Genomic DNA, 18,759 nt, shown 5'->3' on the forward strand with positions numbered 1-18,759 from the left:
GATTCACGCGACGGTGCCGGTGTAGACGTTCATCGAGTCGCCGCGGAGGAAGCCGACCAGTGTCAGGCCCGCCTCCGCGGCGAGATCGACCGCGAGCGACGACGGGGCCGAAACCGCGCCGAGCGCCGGTACTCCCGCCATCACGGCCTTCTGCACCAGCTCGAAGGACGCCCGCCCGCTGACGACGAGCACGCTGTCCGACAACGGGATCCGGTTCTCGGTCAGCGCCCAGCCGAGCACCTTGTCGACCGCGTTGTGCCGGCCCACGTCCTCCCGTAGCGCCAGCAGGGTGCCGTCGGGGGTGAACAGCGCTGCGGCGTGGAGGCCCCCGGTGCTCTGGAAGACCTTCTGCCGCTGACGCATCCGTGGGGGCATTCCGGTGAGGGCGCGGGCGGAGACCGCGAAACCGTCGGTCAGCGGGAACCGGGTACGGGTGCGCACCTGATCGAGGGACTCCTTCCCGCACACCCCGCATGCGGAACTCGTGACGAAGTTGCGTGCGCCCGCCCCGTCCGGCACCGCGACCCCGGGCGCGAGCTGCACGTCGAGCACGTTGTACGTGTTGGCGCCGGTGTCGTCGACCCCGTCGCAGTAGCGCACCACGGCGACGTCCTCGCGGCCGCCGATGATGCCCTCCGCGAGGAGGAAGCCGTGGGTGAGTTCCACGTCGTGTCCCGGGGTCCGCATGGTCACCGTGAGGGCGCGGCCGTCCAGGCGGATCTCGAGCGGTTCCTCCACCGCGAGGCTGTCCGGCCGGCGCGCCTGCCCGTCCGCGGTGATCCGCAGGACGGGCCGGCGGGCGGTGACTCGGCCCATCAGTCCGTCCCGGCCGGTTCGAGCCGCACGACGATCGCCTTGGAGACCGGGGTGTTGGACTTCTCGGCGACGTGGTCGAGCGGCACCAGCGGGTTGGTCTCCGGGTAGTAGGCGGCGGCGTTGCCGCGCGGGGTGTCGTAGGCGACGACCCGGAAGCTCTTCACCCGGCGTTCTTCGACCGTGTCCCCGGTCTGCCACTCCGACACGACATCGACGAGATCGCCGTCGGTCAGGCCCAGTTCGGTGATGTCCTCGGCGTTGACGAAGACGACCTTGCGGCCGTTCTTCACGCCGCGGTAGCGGTCGTCGAGTCCGTAGATCGTGGTGTTGTACTGATCGTGGCTGCGCAGGGTCTGCAGGACGAGCCGGCCCGGGGGAGTGGGCACCCAGACGAGGTCGTTGACGCTGAAGTTGGCTTTGCCGGTGGGGGTGTCGAACTCGCGGTTGTCGCGCGGCGGGTGCGGCAGCTGGAACCCGTCGCGTCGGCGGACCTTCGTGTTGTAGTCCTCGCAGCCGGGCACGACGCGCCCGATCGAGTCGCGGATCAGGTCGTAGTCGCCCTCGAACGCCGACCACCGGACGGAGTGGTCGGGGCCGAACAACTCGCGCGCGAGCCGGCACACGATTGCGACCTCGCTGCGCAGTTCGTCGCTGACGGGGTGCAGCCGGCCGCGGGACAGGTGCACCATGGACATCGAATCCTCCACGGAGACCAGCTGTCTGCCGCTCTTCTGCACGTCGAGGTCGGTCCGGCCGAGAGTGGGCAGGATCAGTGCGGTGCGGCCGTGCACGAGGTGGCTGCGATTGAGCTTGGTCGAGATCTGCACCGTCAGGTCGCAGCGCCGGAGCGCTTCCTCGGTGGCACGGGTATCCGGGGTCGCGGCGACGAAGTTGCCGCCCATCGCCATGAAGAAGCTCGCCCGTCCGTCGCGCATCGCACGGATCGCGTCGACGGTGTCGTACCCGTGTGCGCGGGGACTCGTGATGCCGAACTCGCGGTCGAGCGCGGCGAGGAACGACTCGGGCATCTTCTCCCAGATGCCCATGGTCCGGTCGCCCTGCACGTTGGAGTGTCCCCGCACCGGGCACACACCCGCGCCGGGCTTGCCGATCATTCCCCGCAGCAGCAGGAGATTGACGGCCTCGGCGATGGTGGCGACGGCATGGGTGTGCTGGGTCAGTCCCATCGCCCAGCACGCGACGGTGCGCTGCGAGCGCGCCAGGTCCGCGGCGGTGGCGCGCAGCTGCTCCTCGCTCAGCCCGGTGGCCTCGACGACCGTGCCGAGATCCACCGCGCGGATGTGCCGCTCGTACGCGTCGAAGCCCGCGCAGTGGGCGTCGACGAAAGCCCGGTCGATCACGGTGCCGGGGGCCGCGTCCTCCGCCTCGAACAGGAGCCTGCCGAGTCCCTGGAACAGGGCCAGGTCGCCGCCGAGGCGGATCTGCAGGAATTCGTCCGCGATGTCGGTGCCGTGCCCGAGCACGCCGTCGACGCGCTGCGGGTCCTTGAACCGGAGCAGCCCGGCCTCGGGCAGGGGATTGATCGCGATGATCCTCGCGCCGTTCTCCTTGGCCTTCACCAGGGTGGAGAGCATGCGCGGATGGTTGGTGCCGGGGTTCTGTCCGGCGATGAGGATCAGGTCGGCCTGTTCGAGGTCGGGCACCGACACCGAGCCCTTGCCGATTCCGATGCTCTCGACGAGTGCGCTGCCCGACGATTCGTGGCACATGTTGGAGCAGTCGGGCATGTTGTTGGTGCCGTAGCTGCGGATCAGCAGCTGGTAGAGGAACGCGGCCTCGTTGCTGGTGCGGCCCGAGGTGTAGAAGACGGCGTGGTCCGGGGTGGGCAGGTCGCGCAGGTGGTCGGCGATCAGCCGGTACGCGTCGTCCCACTCGATCGGGGCGTAGTGGCTCGCGTCCGGGCGCAGCACCATCGGATGGGTCAGCCGGCCCTGCTGTCCGAGCCAGTAGTCGGTCTTCTGCGACAACTCGGCGACGGAGTGCCGGGCGAAGAATTCGGGCGTGACCGTGCGCAGGGTGGCTTCCTCGGCGACGGCCTTGGCGCCGTTCTCGCAGAACTCCGCGGGTTTGCGGTGACCGGGAGTCTCGGGCCAGGCGCAGCCCGGGCAGTCGAAGCCGTGCCGCTGGTTCAGACGCGGCAGCGTCGCGGCGGTGCGGGCGACGCCCATCTGTTCGTAGGCGCGCTTCAGCGACACCAGGACCGCCGGGACACCGGCGGCGTGGTCCTTCGGCCCGGTGACCTCCAGGTCGGATTCCACGATGTCGTGCAGCGGACCGTGTCGAGTCATGTGTCCATCCTCACCCGCGGGAGATGCGCATACCAGTTCGAACGCTACCGGTTGCCGCCGAGCGAGCGATCGGGGGTGGCAGTTCCGGGCGCGAGCTGCCGTTACACGAAGTTCACCGGCGGCTCCCACGCACATTACACAGCGAGTTCACTCTCAGGTGACGGTGATTAACAACATAAGACAGTCACCGCGACACGGACGAGGGGCGATCCCTCGGGACTGGACAAGGTGGACACCTATGGAAGAGGCAATCGCTGCCGCCGATACCGCCTGGATTCTCGCGGCCTTCACGGCGGTCTCGCTGATGGTTCCCGGGCTCGCGCTGTTCTACGGCGGCATGGTGAGCGTCCGCAGCACGCTCAACATGATCATGATGACGTTCGCAGGATTCGCACTGGTCGGAGTCCTGTGGGTGCTGTTCGGCTACTCGGCCGTGCTCGGAGACTCGCTCGGCGGTGCCGGACTGCTCGGCAACCCCCTCGAGTATCTCGGGCTCGGCCAGCTGCTCGCGGCGCCGGCCGAACCGGGGCTGCCCCCGGCCCTGATAGCAGGATTCCAGCTGCTGTTCGCAGGCATCACCGTCGCCCTCGTGTGCGGCGCCCTTGCGGACCGCATGAAATTCTCGGCCTGGATGGTGTTCGCCGGGCTGTGGGCAGTGCTGGTGTACTTCCCCGTCGCGCACTGGGTGTTCGCGTTCGACTCGGAGGACGGGTCCGTCGTCGGCGGTTGGATCGCCAACACCCTCGGCGCGGTCGACTTCGCCGGCGGCACCGCCGTGCACATCAACGCCGGCATCGCGGCTCTCGCGGTGATCCTCGTGCTCGGCAAGCGCCGATCGTTCCTCAATCCGCCTCGGCCGCACAGCCTTCCGCTGACCGTTCTCGGTGCCGGCATCCTGTTCTTCGGCTGGTTCGGCTTCAACGGCGGTTCCGCGCTCGCCGCGAACAACAGCGCCTCCGTCGTGGTGCTCAACACCCTCGCCGCGGCGTGTGCCGGCATCTGTGGCTGGCTGATCGTCGAAAGGCTGCGGGAGGGCCACGCCACCACACTCGGTGCGGCGTCCGGCCTCATCGCCGCCCTCGTCGCGATCACCCCGGCCTGTGGTGCCGTCTCGCCGATCGGCGCGCTCGTCGTCGGCGCCCTGGCCGGCGCGTTGTGCTGCTTCGCGATCTCGTTGAAGTTCCGCCTGGGCTACGACGACGCGCTCGACGTCGTGGGCATCCACCTCGTCGGCGGTGTCCTGGGTACGATTCTCATCGGATTCCTGGCCGTGCCGGCGGCGCCGAGCGGTGCCACCGGGCTCTTCTACGGCGGCGGATTCGGTCTGCTGGGCACCCAGACCGTCGCCGTGCTCGCGGTGCTGGCCTATTCCTTCGCGGTCACCTGGATCATCGCCAAGGGTCTGGACCTGGTCATGGGCCTGCGCGTCGACCCGGAGACCGAATACGAAGGCCTCGACGTCGTCGTGCACGGCGAAACCGCGTACGTGCTCGACGCGGTGGGCTTCACCGGCACGTCCCGTACGGAGGCGGCGTCGGTCGCGGAGGCGGCGACGGCACTCACGTCCAAGGCGGCAGCCGAGAAGCTCTGACCGAGGACCGACAACGGGTGAGGCCCCCGCTACGGCGGGGGCCTCGTTCGTCGTCGAGCGGGAGATTCTCGCGACGAGGGGGCGGTTACCGCTGCCTGCACCCGCGATGCACCGCGGCGGTGTCCCTCTCGACGCGGAAACCCCCCGCTCGTGGTGGAGAGCGGGATCAGTCCTGGTGTTTGTCCGGGTACGCGGTGACCGCGAGGAACCGGATGGGCAGGGTGACGAGCTCGTTCGGCCCGTGGATGCCCTCGCCGTCGAGCAGCAGGGCGTCGCCGGGTTGGAGCCGGTACTCGGATTCGCCGTGCCCGTAGACCATCTCGCCCTCGAGCATGTAGAGCAGCTCGGTCCCCGGATGCTGGAACAGCGGGAAGACCTCGCTCGCGTCGGTGAGCGTCACCAGCACGGGCTCGAGCCGCTTGTGCTGGCCCCGCAGCGTGCCGAGCAACTCGTAGTGGTGTCCGACGCGGGTGCCGCGGCCGACGATCTCCGCGCCCTGGCCGGCCCTGACGAACACCGCCTCGCGCTGCGCGTCGGCGCCGCGGAACAGCGACGTCACCGGTACGTCGAGACCTGCGGCCAGGCGGGCGAGGGTCGAGAGGCTGCACGACGTCTGGGCGTTCTCGATCTTCGACAGCATCGCCTTGGAGATGCCCACCTTCGCGGCCATGTCGCCCACGGAGAGCCCGCTGGCGATCCGCAACTTGCGGACCTCCTGTGCGATGGCGCGTTCCAGGTCCACCCCGGTCGGGGTGTCCCGCGGGACCTCCCGGCCCGGCGCGTCGTACAGTACGGGGCGCTCGGGGCTGCTCATGTCCTCACTGTACGTGCTGTTTCCCGACAGTGGACGATCGTGCGAGGGGCAGGCACACGGAACGAGCGAATGTGCCTTACCGTCGGACAGGCCGACGGTAAGGCACATTCGCTCGGTGGAAGGCGGGCAGCGGCTCAGAAGCCCTGGCCGGGCACCCAGTTGGTGCCGGCCAGTGGCACCCGCGCCATGGCGGCCGACTCGATGGTCAGGGCCACGAGGTCCTGCGGCTCGAGGTTGCGCAGGTGCGACTTGCCGCAGGCGCGTGCGATGGTCTGGGCCTCCATGGTGAGCACGCGCAGGTAGTTCGCGAGGCGGCGGCCGCCCTCGACCGGATCGAACCGGGCCTGCAGGTCCGGATCCTGCGTGGTGATGCCGGCGGGGTCCTTGCCGTCCTGGAAGTCGTCGTAGAACCCGGCGGCCGAGCCGAGCTTCTCGTACTCCGCCTGGTACCGGGGGTTGTTGTCGCCCAACGCGATCAGCGCCGCGGTGCCGATGGCGACGGCGTCCGCGCCGAGGGCCATGGCCTTGGCGACGTCGGCGCCGGACCGGATGCCGCCGGAGACGACGAGCTGCACGCCACCGGGGGTGCGGTGCATTCCCATCTCCTGCAGCGCCTGCACGGCCTGGGGGATCGCGGCGAGGGTGGGAATGCCGACGTGCTCGATGAACACGTCCTGCGTGGCGGCCGTGCCACCCTGCATGCCGTCGACCACGACGACGTCGGCCCCGGCCTTCACGGCGAGCTTGACGTCGTAGTAGGTGCGGGTCGCGCCGACCTTGACGTAGATCGGCTTCTCCCAGCCGGTGATCTCGCGCAGTTCGATGATCTTGACGGCGAGGTCGTCCGGGCCGGTCCAGTCGGGGTGCCGGCACGCGCTGCGCTGGTCGATACCGACGGGCAGGGTGCGCATTCCGGCGACGCGCTCGGTGATCTTCTGCCCGAGCAGCATGCCGCCGCCGCCGGGCTTGGCGCCCTGGCCGAGGACGACCTCGATCGCGTCGGCCTTGCGCAGGTCGTCGGGGTTCATCCCGTAGCGCGACGGCAGGTACTGGTAGACGAGGTGCTTGGACTGACCGCGTTCCTCCGGCGTCATGCCGCCGTCGCCGGTGGTGGTGGACGTGCCGACCTCGCTGGCGCCGCGCCCGAGAGCCTCCTTCGCCCGCCCGGACAGCGCCCCGAAGCTCATGCCGGCGATGGTGACCGGGATGTCGAGGTGCAGCGGGTACTTCGCGTGCCGGTCGCCGAGGACCACGTCGGTCTCGCACTTCTCGCGGTAACCCTCGAGCGGGTACCGCGACATCGACGCGCCGAGGAACAGCAGGTCGTCGAAGTGCGGAAGCTTGCGCTTGGCGCCCCATCCGCGGATGTCGTAGATGCCGGTCTCGGCGGCACGCTGGATCTCGTGGATGACGTTGCGGTCGAAGGTGGCCGACTCACGAAGTCCGGGCTGGAAGGTCATGGGAGTCTCCTGGGATGCGGTGCGGGCGGTGCGATCAGTACGCCGAGGCGTTGTCGACGTGGAAGTGGTAGAGCCCGCGGGCGGAGCCGTAGCGGGTGAACTCGGCGGGGTCGGCGTCGAAGCCGGCCGCCCGGAGGAGTTCGCGCAGTTCCTCGAGGTGCTCGGGCCGCATCTCCTTCTTGACGCAGTCCGCACCGAGGGAGGCGACGGTGCCGCGGACGTAGATGCGCGCCTCGTACAACGAATCGCCGAGGGCCTCGCCGGCGTCGCCGAGGACGACGAGCCGTCCGGCCTGTCCCATGAAGGCGCTCATGTGGCCGATGCTGCCGCCGACGACGATGTCGACGCCCTTCATGGAGATGCCGCAGCGGGCGGCGGCATTGCCCTCGATCACCAGCAGCCCGCCGTGGGCCGTGGCGCCGGCGGACTGGGAGGCGTCCCCGGTGACGCGCACGGTGCCCGACATCATGTTCTCGGCGACCCCGACCCCGGCGTTGCCCGCGACGGTGACGGTCGCATGCTTGTTCATCCCGGCGGCGTAGTAGCCGACGTGGCCTTCGATGCGCACGTCGATCGGCCGGTCGAGCCCGCACGCGAGGGCGTGCTTGCCCTGGGGATTGGTCACGGTCACCGCGGCCGGGGCTTCGGTGGCCTGCAGTGCGGCGTTGAGTTCGCGCGTGGTGGTGACGTCGAGGTCGTACGTCGTGCCGGCGGGAAGCATGTCGGCGGGAAGCGTGTCGGTGGGCAGGGTCTCGGAAGGCAGGGTCTCGGCAGGCATGGTCGTCTCCGGCGTCGAAGAGATGGGGGAAGCGTCGGTGCTGGTCAGCGGTGCCATACGTAGACCCGCTCCGGCTCGGGCTCGAAGATGTGAGCGTCCGCGATGCCGGGCAGGCCGGCGAGGGCCCGGAACTCGGAGGCCATCGCGACGTACGCGTCGGTCTCGGCGACGATCGCCGGCTTGCAGGCGATCGGGTCGCGTACGACGGCGAACGAGTCGGACGTCGACACGAGGAGGGTGTAGAACCCGTCGAAGCGCTCCCCGAGCAAACGCAGGGCCTTCTCCAGGTCGGCGCCCTCGGCGAGGTGCTTGGCGACGAACCGTGCCCCGACCTCGGTGTCGTTCTCGCTGTCGAATGCCACACCCTCGGCCTCGAGTTCGCGCTTGACCGACAGGTGGTTGGAGAACGAGCCGTTGTGCACCAGGCACTGGTCCGGGCCGACGGCGAACGGGTGCGAGCCGGCGGCGGTGACGGCCGATTCGGTGGCCATGCGGGTGTGGCCGACGCCCTGCCAGCCGGAGGCGGCCGGGATCCCGAAGCGCTCGGCCAGCGCCACCGGATCGCCCATGCCCTTGAGGACGGTCACGTCGTCGCCGAAGCCGATGATCGTTGCACCGGGGTCGACGGCGCGGACGGTGTCGGCGAGCAACTGGGCCGGGACCGGCGCGTGGAGCACGGTGGTGGGGGCCAGGTCGATCGCGGTCACGGTCACGCCGAGTGCGGCACCGGCGGTGGCGGCGACGTCCGGGGCGGCGCCGAGCAGGGACACCGACGCGTGGCCGGCGGGGGAGAAGGTGGGGTCGCCGTAGAGGGCGACTCCGGCCGAATCCGGTCCCCGGTCGACCATCTGGCCGAGCATGCCGGTCAGCAGGCCACCCAGCCGGGGGGCGAGGGAGGCGTCACGCAGGTGAAGCCCGACGATTCCGCACATGGGTCGTCTCTCCTTTACAGGTCGTCGTTCGCGGTGGCCCGTTCGGACCGAACGGGTCAGAAGGCGGTCAGGTAGCTGTCGATCTCCCACGAGGTCACGGTGTTGTGCCAGTGGAAGAACTCCTCCCGCTTGAGGGAGGCGAAGTACTCGGCGACGCCCGGGCCGGCGGCGTCGAGGGCGCCGGTGACGACGGGGTCGGCGGTGAGCGCGTCCATCGCGTGCAGCAGGGTCATCGGCAGCGTCTCCGAGTTCGGGGTGCCGCCGGGTGCGCCGGGATCGAGCTTGCGGTCGATGCCGTCGAGGCCCGCCGCGACGGTCGCGGCGGCAGCGAGGTACGGGTTGGCGGAGCCGTCCCCGCCGCGCAGCTCGACGCGGTTGCCGTCCGGAACGCGGAGGTAGTGGGTGCGGTCGTTGCCGCCGTAGGTGGCGTGCCGCGGCGACCACGTCGCGCCGGAGCTGGTCGCGGTGGCGCCGGTCCGCTTGTAGGAGTTGACGGTCGGGGCGATCACGCCCTGCAGGGCGCAGGCATGGTCGAGGATGCCGGCGATGAACGCGTAGGCGGTCTCGGACAGGCCGAGACCGCGGGGGTCCTCGGCGTCGGGGAAGGCGGAGCCGTCCTCCCGCCACAGCGACAGGTGCATGTGCATGCCCGAGCCGGTGCGGTCGGCGAACGGCTTGGGCATGAAGGTCGCGGTCATGCCGCGCTGCTCGGCGAGCACCGAGATCAGGTAGCGCAGGGTGACGACGCGGTCGGCGGTGGTCATCGCGTCGGCGTACTGGAAGTTCTGCTCGAACTGCCCGTTGCCGTCCTCGTGGTCGTTGGCGTAGTTGCCCCAGCCGAGGGAGTTCATCGCCGCGGAGATCGAGGTCAGGTGCTCGTACATGCGGGTGACGTCACGGGCGTCGTAGCAGGGCTGCCGGGAGGTGTCGAGCACGTCGGCGGTGCGCAGCGTCCCGTCCTCGTCGCGCTGGACGAGGAAGTACTCGATCTCGGCGCCGACCTTGACGGACAGGCCCCGTTCGGCCGCCTTGCCGAGAACCTCCTTCAGGATCACCCGCGGGGCGTAGGGCCAGGGCTTGCCCTCGACGTGGGGATCACAGTGCACCAGCGCAAGGCCCGGGCGCACGAACGGGATCGGCGTGAAGGAGGTGGGATCCGGGATAGCGACGAGGTCGGGATCCCTGGGGACCTGACCCATGGCTCCGGCGGCGTAGCCCGCGAAGCCGACCCCGTCGGACTGCAGCTCGTCGACCGCCTCGACCGGGACGAGCTTGGCGCAGGGCTTGCCGGCGAGGTTAGTGAACACCGCGAGGATGAAGCGGGTGTCGGTGGCGCGGGCGAGTGCGGCGAGATCGGCGGAGCCGGCGGCATCGGCGGGGGCGTCCGTGGAGGGCAGACGCATCACGGGGAGGTCGGTGGCTTCGAGCGTCATGGGGACTCCTGGGGTTCGGCTGCGAAGTTTCATAAGGTGAATCGCTGTCGAATGCAATGAAACATAGCATGCATGACGGGCGTGTTACGCCGCCGTGAGTTTGTGGTGACGGTCCGACTCGGCCCGTGCCGCTCGGGGGAGAAACGAATGTTCCTGACGCTGAGAGGATTCGGTTACACGCGTTAACGCGTCGGCAACCGTCGGTGCGTTTCATCTCATTACTGTCTGTTTCACGTCAGCGATCGACGTTCCGTCCTCCCGCCCACGGCCGGTGCAGCCGGCCTCGTTCCTAGGAGCACTCATGGCAGAAACCACCACGGTTCCCGCATTCCGCGTCACCGCCGACTTCTGGAAGACCCTGCCCCAGATGTCCACCGAGGAATTCCCGGGCACCGAGGGCTTCATCGACGACGTCTATCCCAACCCCGAGGGGTCGGAGATGGCCGCGGGCTACTTCAAGCTCGCGCACACCGACGCCCCGCTGGACTATCTGTACGAGTACGACGAGATGAAGGTCGTCCTCGAAGGGGAGTTCCGCCTGGAGAACCTGGATACCGGCCAGGTGGAGATCGCCCGCGCCAAGGACGCGATCTTCTTCCCCAAGGGCTCGCGGATCCGCTTCACCACCCCCCACGGCGCCCTGGCGTTCTACGTCGGCCAGCGCACGTTCGCGCCGTAAGGATCCGGCCATGAGTGTCTGTATGGAGACCACCAGCGTGCCGCGCTGGGACGAGGAGCGGACCGTGGCCGACGGCGGCAGGACGGTCACCGTCCTGTCGTTCGGCGACGCCGCCACCGACCACGCCCGCCGCCTGGTGACCTCCTTCGAAGGCCGGCGAGTGAGCTGGCTACGGGCGCCCGCCACCTGGGGCGACGCGGCCGCGGAGGTGCTGCAGCGCCAGCTCTCCGCGGCCCGCGTCGGCTGGCGGCTCGTGCTGGTGGGCGACGAGGCCGCCGTCCTCGCCGCCCGGGCCGTGGCCGTCGCCGCGGGGGCGCTCGACGACGAGATCCTGCCCGAGGTGCTGACCACGGACACGCGCACGGTGTACTGCGCCCACTGCCGACACACCCACGACGCCACCGCCGCGATCGGGCAGACCAGCACGTGCCCCGCGTGTTCGGCGGAACTCGTCGTGTACCACCACGTTTCGCGCCACCACGGCGCATATCTCGGCTACCAGCTCGACGCGGAGGAAAGCTGATGACCCTCGTATCCGATGCCGGAACGGCCGTCCGGCGCAGCGACGCGACCCTCGCCCTCACCGTCGCCGAGGTGGCCACCGTCGCCACCGGAGTGCGGCACGTGCGGTTCGTCGACCCCACCGGTGCGCCGCTGCCGTCGTTCACCCCGGGCAGCCACGTCGTGCTCTCCTGCGGCGCCCACGACGACGGCCGGCCCCGCCGCAACTCCTACTCCCTGACCGGTCCGGAGCTCGAACCGCAGAGCTACTCGATCTCCGTGCGGCTCGACGAGACCGGCCGGGGCGGCTCCCGCTGGATCCACGCCCTCGAGGTCGGGGACGTCGTGGAGGTCAGCAGGCCCCGAAGTGCCTTCGCGCCGATCCTCACCGCGCGTCACCACATGCTCGTGGCCGGCGGTATCGGCGTCACACCCATCCTCTCGCACGCCCGCGCCGCCGCTCAGTGGGGCCGCTCCTTCGAGGTCCACTACACCTTCCGCGAGGGCGACGGCCCGCACCTCGGCGAGTTGCGCGAACTGTGCGGAGACCGCCTGCACACCTACCACACCCCCGAAGAGTTCTGGGCCGCACTCGGCCCGGCCCTGCTCGATCAGCCGCTCGGCACCCACCTGTACGTGTGCGGGCCCTCCGGTCTCATCGACGAACTCACCCGTCGCGCCCGCGGCGCGGGCTGGCCGGACGCCCGCATCCACTACGAGCACTTCGGTGTCGGCGACCTCGAGCCCGGAACCCCGTTCACCGCGCATCTGCGCCGCACCGGGGTCGACATCGCCGTGAACTCCGGCGTGAGCCTGCTCGAAGCGCTCGAGGCGCGCGGGGTACCGGTGCCCAACCTGTGCCGGCAGGGGGTGTGCGGCGAGTGCCGGATCCCGGTGGCGGACGGCGCGATCGAGCACCGCGACCTGTACCTGACCGACGCGGAGAAGCACGCCGGCGACTGCATGATGCCGTGCGTCTCCCGCGCCGGCGGCGAGCGATTGGAGCTGGACCTGTGACTGCCGCAACCGAATTCGAGGTGCTCCCGGAACGCGTCGCGCGGTTCCCGTTCCCCTTCCCGCGGGACACCTACCGGTACAGCACCAACGTCGAGCCGGCCGGGACCCGCGCGGACACGGCGGCCGGCGGCTGGGGCGAGCACCCGGTCGACATGGACGGCTTCCTTCTCGACGACCTCGCCGAACGACGGCGCGTGCTCGACGCCGACCCGAGCCGCTTCCAGGCGCTCGGGCACATGGAGGTCGCGCAGTGGGACGCGATGCTCACCCTCATGAAGATGCTGGCCGAGGCATACCCGCAGACGTTCGCGCTCGACCGTGACGGCACCGTCCGGCGGTGGAGCAACCGCGCCCTCGACCTCGAGCAGGCGTTCGTCTACGGGCAGTCCGCCACCCTGCCCGAGCCGCCGCTGCTGTACATCGGCCGGCAGATCCAGGAGGACGTCGTGCTGCTCGATCAGCGCGACGGCGCCCTGTGGGGTGACGCGGGCCTGGTGACGTTCGCCGCGGACTGGTCGCTGCGCTTCGACGTCGGGATGAGCTTCCTGCAGATCCACGGTCCCGTGCCCCGCATCCACGCCGAAGGGGTGATCACCCGCGCCCAGTCCTTCCTCATGGGACTGCACGCCGGGCAACGGTATCGGCGCACCAACTGGACCCTCACCGTGGACCGCCGGCTCGACACGGCCACCGAGACGTATCCCGAATGGGGACGCGATCGGCGCCTGCTCGCCGAGGGCCCACTCGACGACGTCGGCCGTCGCCTGCACCTGCGGGTCGAGGTGCAGCACCTGATCCGTCTCGGCGCGTCCGGCGCGATCATGTTCCTCATCCGCACCTACCTGCTGCCCTTCGAGGAGATCGCGCTGGTGCCGGAATGGGCCGACCGGCTCTACCGGGTGCTCGAGGAACTGCCCGAGGACATGGCCGACTACAAGGGCATCACGCGCACCCGCGAACCCGGTCTGAAGTGGTTGCGCGAGTTCGGAGGTGTGCGGCCGTGAAGAACTCGGGATTCGTCACCGGTGCGGTGCCCCCGATCGATCCGGGCGGGCGCATCCACCTGCTGTTCAGCCTCGGCGACTGCGCCGACGCGCGGGCCGCGGTGACGGCCTGGGCGGCGCAGGCGCTCGCCGCCGGCCGCGTCGCCACCGTGGTTCCGGACGCGAGCGCTGCGGAGGTGGCGCGGCTCGTGCGCGAGGCTCGCGCCGGTACCCGCGTGCTGATCGCCGGACCGCGGCGGGAAGCGATGGCAGCGACGGCTGCGGCGCGCACCGCCGGCCTGCTGCCGTGTGAGACGACCACCTACGTCACCGCCGCCGACGGAGTGTCGCTGTTCTGCCCGCACTGCGCCACCACCCAGTCCGTCGACGCCGCTCCCGGGGCGGTCGTCGCCTGCGGTTCGTGCGGCCTGGACCTCGAGATCCGTCCTCATCTGTCGGGACATCACGGCACCTACCTCGGCGCCGTGGCCTGACCCGCCATCCGGAAAGGAACCTTCGTGACCACCTCCGTCGCCAGCGACCTGTCCTGCCTGCCGTGGCCTTTCCCCGAGGGCGACAGGACGTTCCGTTACGCCGTGAACGTCGAACCGGCGCCGCGCCGCACCGAGACCGCCGCCGGGGCCTGGGGCGAGCACATCGTCGACCTGGGCAAGAGCCACGACGAGTACGTCGAGATGATGCGGTTGCGTCGCTCGATCGTCGAGGCCGACCCCGGGCGCGTGCAGATGCTGCCGCACATGACGCCGGCGTGCTGGGACCTGATGCTTTACTACATGCGCGACATGGCGGCCTCGTTTCCCGACGTCATGCACCTCGACGTCGAGAACGGCGGATACCGCTGGCGCAACGACCTTCTCGGAATCGATCAATGGCTCGTGCCGGGGGATTCGGGCACCCTGCCGGAGCATCCGCTGGTGTTCATCGGGTGTCAGCTGCCCGACGACGTGCTGCTGGTGACCGAGCGCGACGGGCACCTGTGGTTCGACGCGGCGCTGGTCACGTCGTCCGCCGACTGGTCCGTCAAGTTCGACATCGGCATGAGCCTGCACGAGATCCACCGGCCCGTTCCCGGCCTGACCCCGAACGGGGTGACCGACCGCGCCGAGCAGTTCATGCGGCGCCTCACCACCGAGCGGCCGTACCGGCGGGTGAACTGGACCTTCTCCGCGGTCGGTTCGCGGCGCCGGGACACCAGCCTCGAGACGATGCCCGAGTGGATGGACGACATGCCGCGGCTGATCGCCGAACGCGACTGGGGCCGCATCCAGCTGCGCATCGAACTCGAGCACCTGATCCGCCTGCCGATGACGGGGGCGCTGGTGTTCAACATCCGCACCTACATGGCACCGCTCGAGGAGATCGCGCAGGTCCCGGCGTGGGCCGAGCAACTCGCCGACATCGTCGAGGAACTGCCCGCCGAGATCGCCGCGTACAAGGGCATCGACTCCTACCGCATGCCGGCGATGGCCTGGCTGCGCGAGCGGACGCGCGCCCGGGCCGCGTAGTGGCGCACCGGATTCACCGGCGGCCGGTACGGTGACGGAGGGAGGGTCTCCGGCGAGGGGAGGGTCGAGCGTGCGAGCCTGGAACGAACCGGTCGACGGCGGTATCGCCGTCCTGGGGGCGGGCCTGAGCGGGCTGTCGCTGGCGGCCCATCTCGCCACCGCCCCGGCGCGACCCGGTCCGGTGGTGCTCGTCGACGACGGCGCCCGCGACATCCGAGAAGCCGGATGGGCGTTCTGGTCCCGCCGGCCCGGACTCCTCGACGCCGCCGTCTCCGCGCGGTTCGCCCGGATCCGGGTTCACGTCGGCGGACGGTCCCGCACCCTCGGTCTCGGCCGGTACCGGTACGGCGTCGTCCGCGGCGCCGATCTGGTGCCGGTGGTCGACGAGATCACGGATGCAGTCGGCGACATCGGGTTCCGCACCGGGCATGTGACGCGGGTGCACGACGGGGCCCGTCCGCGCGTCGGCCTGTCCGACGGCACGGAACTGCACCCCGAGTGGGTCTTCGACGGCCGCGGCCCCGACAGCGGTGACCCGCGCGACGGGACGGGCCCCGATGCGTGGCTGGACTTCCGGGGGTGGCGGATCCGCGCCGATGCACCCCTGTTCGATCCCGGCGTCCCCACCCTGTTCGACTTCCGCACCGATCAGAGCCGGGCCGCGTCCTTCGTGTACGTGCTGCCCACCGACGACCGTCGCGCCCTCGTCGAGCACACGTGTTTCGCGCGTCCCGACGCCGGGCCCGTCGGCACCGCCGTCCACGACGAGGCACTCCGGGAGTACCTGGCGACGGTGCTCGGCGCCGACGAGGACGCCTACGTGGTCGAGGCGGACGAGTCCGCGCGGATGCCGTTGGCCTCACAGCCGCCCGCGCGGCGCCGCGGCAACATCGTGCGGATCGGCGCCGCGGGCGGGATGCTCAAGGGCAGCAGCGGATATGCCTATCAGCGGATCCAGCGCGACAGTGAGGCCCTCGCGCGGTCGCTCGCCCGGCACGGGCATCCTTTCGACGTGCGCCCTGCCCCGTCCCGGTTCGCCCGGTACGACCAGGGGCTGTTGCGGGCCGTCGTCGAGCGGCCCGCCGTGCTCGAGCGCGCCTTCGCGGGCCTGTTCGACCGGTCCTCCGCGGAGCCGATCCTGCGGTTCCTCGACGAGGAGTCGTCGTGGCGCGACGAGGCGGCGCTCTTCGCGTCGCTGCCCGCCGCCCCACTGCTCCGGGCGATGGCCGGCCGCTGACCGTCCCCGGCGGCTCCGCGCGACCGGACGCGGGTCCGGGTCCGAGGAGGGCACCGCCGCGTCGCCCCGCGAACAGGCGGTATGCGGGTCGGGGACCGGGCGGGCGGTCGGTCCGGCCCCCAGTTTCGTGGATCTTCGACAAATCTCTCTTTCTGTTGGCATGAATTCCGGCGGCGTGGGGTACTCCCCGGTCCATGAGATCGACGAACCGAGACCCGGCCCTTCGCGGGGGTCGCGGCGCGTGGATCGAAGTGAACGAAAGGTCGCAGACTTTCGTCCGGTCCGCTCGCACTGCGTGCGAGCCTGCTGTCAAGGAGAGCCCCGTGCCATTGTCACCTCACCCCCTCCGGCCGACCGTCGATGTCTGGAACTGGCAGATGCAGGGCTTGTGCCGCGGTGTCGACTCCTCGGTGTTCTTCTCGCCCGACGGTGAACGGGGCCGAGCGCGTTACCAGCGGGAGTCGAAGGCCAAGGAGATGTGCCATCGGTGCCCGGTCATCGAGCAGTGCCGCGAGCACGCGCTCACGATGGGCGAACCCTACGGGGTGTGGGGTGGGATGTCGGTCGCCGAGCGGGAGAAGTACGTGCAGTCCCGGAGACGGAAGATCGCGAGCTGACGAGGATTTCGCCCGGCATCGACATTTCGTCGGTGCCGGGTTCACGTCTCCGGGTCGCCTGAGGGTTCGGCGATGCCACCCGCGGGGTGCGGCCCGGCCGTGGAGTCCGACCAGGGTGAGCACGTGGTGCGCGGTGGTGCCCGGCGGCGCCACCAGGGTCACGGCGGTGTGCTGCCCGGCCGCACGCTCACGGGCCGTCGAGAGCAACGAGACCCCGGCGGAGCCGAGATGGGTGACCTCGCTCAGATCCACTGTCACCGAGAGTGTTCCGCCGCGTGACGCCACGTCGAGGTGACCCTTGAGGATGGGGGCGGTGTCGATGTCGACATCGCCCCGCACCGCGAGGCGGCCGGGTGCGGTCTCGTCGACGGCGAAGTCGCGCGAGGACTCGGGACGGCCGACGATCGCGCCGTCGGTGAACTCGGTGACGACGCGGGCGCTCCGGGTGAGCCGGAACGTGACCGTCGCAGTCGTGCCCGTGTCGTCGCAGTCGATGCGGAGATCGTCGGCGAAGAGCCGGACCATCGTCAGTCCGCGGCCGCGGCTGTCCGTCAACCGGTGGGACTCCGGGGTTGTCGCGGGGGTCTTCCAGCGGCCCCGGTCCCGTACGCGGATCCGGAGGCAGCCGTCGGCGTCGAGAACTCCGCCGATCTCGACCGGGCTGTGCTCGGCGTCGGTGCCGGGATAGGCGTGCTCGACGACGTTGGACACCAGTTCGGAGACCGCGTGTTCGACGGCCACGGTCCCCGCATGGTCGGCCCCGATACGCACGAGCCACTGCCACAGCGCCGACCGCGCCGCCTTCGGCGCCTCCCGGTCGGCGTGCAGGTGCACGTGCAGGGGATCCGGCATCGCCGTCCGCTGAGCCGCGACGATGGTCACGTCGTCGCTGTATCCGGTTTCCCGAAGCAGGAATTCGAGGACCTCCCCGCACACCCGATCCACCGTCCGGGCGCGTGTGTCCGGGATCGGGAACGAGCGGCCGGCCACGCTCAGAGCCGCCCGCTCGGCGAGTTCGGCGGTGCTCGCCGGGGGCGGCCGGCCGGGACGCTCGATCAATCCGTCCGTGTAGAGCAGCACGACGTCGCCGGTGGCGAGGGCGTCGGTGGCGACGGGGAACGTCGAGCCGGTTCCGATCGGCGTCGCGCCCGAGGGAGGCAGGTAGCGGACCGTCCCGACCGGGCTCGCCACCAGCGGCGGGGGATGCCCGCCCGTGCAGTAGCGGACTCGGCCGCTTCCGGTGTCGAGGACGGCGACACACACCGTCGCGGTGCGGGCGCCGGGGACGTGCGCCGAGAAGGCGTCGAGCGTGGACAGGGCGCCGGCGACGTCTGCACCCGCGAGGATCTGCTGGCGCAGAACCGCCCGGAGTTGTCCCATCACGGCGGCGGCCTCGACGCCGTGCCCGACGACGTCTCCGGTGATGAGCGCGAGCTCGCCGCCGGGGAGGGCCAACGCGTCGAACCAGTCACCGCCGGCGGCCGTGTCCTCCGCGGCGACCAGGTAGGCCGCCGCCACCTCGGCTCCCGGCACGACCGGAACGGACGGCGCCAGCAGGGTCTGCTGCATCACCGTCACCGCGTCGCGGGCCTGTTCGTACTTCTCCGACATCAGCTGGGCCCGGGCCTCGGCGACGTGCCGCGCCAGGACACTGTCGGTCACGTCGGAGGCGAAGAAGAGCAGTCCGGCGACGCCGCAGCCGGGGTCGCGGCAGGGGGCGACGGTGAAGTCGAAGTAGCGCTCGCGGACCACGCCGCTGCCGTCGGTGTCGATCTGCATGCGCCATTCCTTGGCGGTCTCGGCGACGCCGGTCGCCGCCACCCGGTCGAGCAGCTCGAAGAACTGCTGACCCTCGAGTTCCGGGACGGCCTCGCGCACCGGCCGGCCCAGGAGATCGCCCCGTCCGAGCAGCGCACGGTAGGCGGCGTTGGTCGCGACGTACACGTGGTCGTGTCCCTGCCACGCTCCGAGTGCGAACGGCAGCGCCTCGAACACGCGGAGAACCGTGTCCGGCTCTCCCGTGGCCGAGAACAGATCCTCGTCGTCCGGCATGACGTGTACCTTCT

Annotated in this window: 16 protein-coding genes and 1 pseudogene; 9 read left to right on the plus strand and 8 right to left on the minus strand. The window is 70.5% G+C overall.

What is annotated here, in order from left to right; all coding sequences use genetic code 11:
- Nucleotides 1-3: 3 nt before the first annotated feature.
- Nucleotides 4-816: a formate dehydrogenase accessory sulfurtransferase FdhD gene (fdhD, locus tag ACWPQI_RS09495; protein WP_017680501.1), complete on the minus strand. Its 813-nt coding sequence runs from the start codon at nucleotides 814-816 to the stop codon at nucleotides 4-6.
- Nucleotides 816-3,125, minus strand: a complete 2,310-nt coding sequence (locus ACWPQI_RS09500) for an FdhF/YdeP family oxidoreductase (protein ID WP_017680502.1) — start codon at nucleotides 3,123-3,125, stop codon at nucleotides 816-818. The genes fdhD and ACWPQI_RS09500 overlap by 1 nt, the downstream gene beginning before the upstream one ends.
- A gap of 238 nt (nucleotides 3,126-3,363) precedes the next feature.
- Here ACWPQI_RS09500 and ACWPQI_RS09505 point away from each other — a divergent pair, with 238 nt between their 5' ends.
- Nucleotides 3,364-4,716, plus strand: a complete 1,353-nt coding sequence (locus ACWPQI_RS09505; RefSeq protein ID WP_010592828.1) for an ammonium transporter — start codon at nucleotides 3,364-3,366, stop codon at nucleotides 4,714-4,716.
- Nucleotides 4,717-4,882: 166 nt separating this feature from the next.
- Here the strand turns inward: ACWPQI_RS09505 and ACWPQI_RS09510 are convergent, their stop codons facing one another.
- From ACWPQI_RS09510 to glnT, 5 genes are all read right to left on the minus strand, one after another.
- Nucleotides 4,883-5,530 (minus strand): helix-turn-helix domain-containing protein, encoded by a 648-nt coding sequence (locus ACWPQI_RS09510; protein ID WP_010592827.1) that lies wholly within the window; start codon nucleotides 5,528-5,530, stop codon nucleotides 4,883-4,885.
- Between the two features lie 134 nt (nucleotides 5,531-5,664).
- The gene (locus tag ACWPQI_RS09515) at nucleotides 5,665-6,990 is read right to left on the minus strand and encodes an FMN-binding glutamate synthase family protein (RefSeq protein WP_006937284.1); all 1,326 of its coding nucleotides are present in this window, start codon (nucleotides 6,988-6,990) and stop codon (nucleotides 5,665-5,667) included.
- 34 nt (nucleotides 6,991-7,024) lie between these two features.
- A complete protein-coding gene (locus tag ACWPQI_RS09520; RefSeq protein WP_029539893.1) occupies nucleotides 7,025-7,711 on the minus strand; it encodes a GltB/FmdC/FwdC-like GXGXG domain-containing protein in 687 nt (228 codons plus the stop codon).
- A 101-nt stretch (nucleotides 7,712-7,812) separates the two neighbouring features.
- Nucleotides 7,813-8,700, minus strand: coding sequence for a class II glutamine amidotransferase domain-containing protein (locus ACWPQI_RS09525; protein WP_006937281.1), 888 nt, complete (start codon nucleotides 8,698-8,700; stop codon nucleotides 7,813-7,815).
- A 56-nt stretch (nucleotides 8,701-8,756) separates the two neighbouring features.
- On the minus strand, nucleotides 8,757-10,133 hold the full coding sequence (glnT, locus tag ACWPQI_RS09530) for a type III glutamate--ammonia ligase (RefSeq protein WP_010592825.1): 1,377 nt from the start codon (nucleotides 10,131-10,133) through the stop codon (nucleotides 8,757-8,759).
- Between the two features lie 301 nt (nucleotides 10,134-10,434).
- On the opposite strand from glnT, the gene ACWPQI_RS09535 reads away from it, so the two are divergent.
- The 8 genes from ACWPQI_RS09535 (at nucleotide 10,435) to ACWPQI_RS09570 (ending at nucleotide 16,693) form a co-directional block, all read left to right on the plus strand.
- On the plus strand, nucleotides 10,435-10,812 hold the full coding sequence (locus tag ACWPQI_RS09535) for a cupin domain-containing protein (protein ID WP_006937276.1): 378 nt from the start codon (nucleotides 10,435-10,437) through the stop codon (nucleotides 10,810-10,812).
- 10 nt (nucleotides 10,813-10,822) lie between these two features.
- On the plus strand, nucleotides 10,823-11,335 hold the full coding sequence (locus ACWPQI_RS09540) for a 50S ribosomal protein L32 (protein WP_225222742.1): 513 nt from the start codon (nucleotides 10,823-10,825) through the stop codon (nucleotides 11,333-11,335).
- The gene (locus ACWPQI_RS09545) at nucleotides 11,335-12,330 is read left to right on the plus strand and encodes a PDR/VanB family oxidoreductase (RefSeq protein WP_010592824.1); all 996 of its coding nucleotides are present in this window, start codon (nucleotides 11,335-11,337) and stop codon (nucleotides 12,328-12,330) included. The genes ACWPQI_RS09540 and ACWPQI_RS09545 overlap by 1 nt, the downstream gene beginning before the upstream one ends.
- Entirely contained in the window at nucleotides 12,327-13,334 is a 1,008-nt protein-coding gene (locus ACWPQI_RS09550) for a heme-dependent oxidative N-demethylase family protein (RefSeq protein ID WP_017680509.1), read from the plus strand. Before ACWPQI_RS09545 ends, ACWPQI_RS09550 begins: the two co-directional genes overlap by 4 nt.
- A complete protein-coding gene (locus ACWPQI_RS09555; RefSeq protein WP_010592822.1) occupies nucleotides 13,331-13,807 on the plus strand; it encodes a dimethylamine monooxygenase subunit DmmA family protein in 477 nt (158 codons plus the stop codon). Before ACWPQI_RS09550 ends, ACWPQI_RS09555 begins: the two co-directional genes overlap by 4 nt.
- Nucleotides 13,808-13,831: 24 nt before the next feature.
- The gene (locus ACWPQI_RS09560) at nucleotides 13,832-14,839 is read left to right on the plus strand and encodes a heme-dependent oxidative N-demethylase family protein (protein ID WP_010592821.1); all 1,008 of its coding nucleotides are present in this window, start codon (nucleotides 13,832-13,834) and stop codon (nucleotides 14,837-14,839) included.
- A 70-nt stretch (nucleotides 14,840-14,909) separates the two neighbouring features.
- Complete coding sequence (locus tag ACWPQI_RS09565; protein WP_124258816.1) at nucleotides 14,910-16,076, plus strand: lycopene cyclase family protein; 1,167 nt, start codon at nucleotides 14,910-14,912, stop codon at nucleotides 16,074-16,076.
- 377 nt (nucleotides 16,077-16,453) lie between these two features.
- Nucleotides 16,454-16,693 carry a WhiB family transcriptional regulator gene (locus tag ACWPQI_RS09570; RefSeq protein WP_017680511.1) on the plus strand — a complete coding sequence of 80 codons (240 nt, stop codon included), beginning with the start codon at nucleotides 16,454-16,456 and terminating at the stop codon, nucleotides 16,691-16,693.
- A gap of 41 nt (nucleotides 16,694-16,734) precedes the next feature.
- On the opposite strand, the pseudogene ACWPQI_RS09575 reads toward ACWPQI_RS09570, so the two are convergent.
- A pseudogene (locus ACWPQI_RS09575) lies at nucleotides 16,735-18,745 on the minus strand (SpoIIE family protein phosphatase).
- Between the last annotated feature and the right edge of the window lie 14 nt (nucleotides 18,746-18,759).

This window comes from Rhodococcus sp. LMD (genome assembly GCF_056108245.1).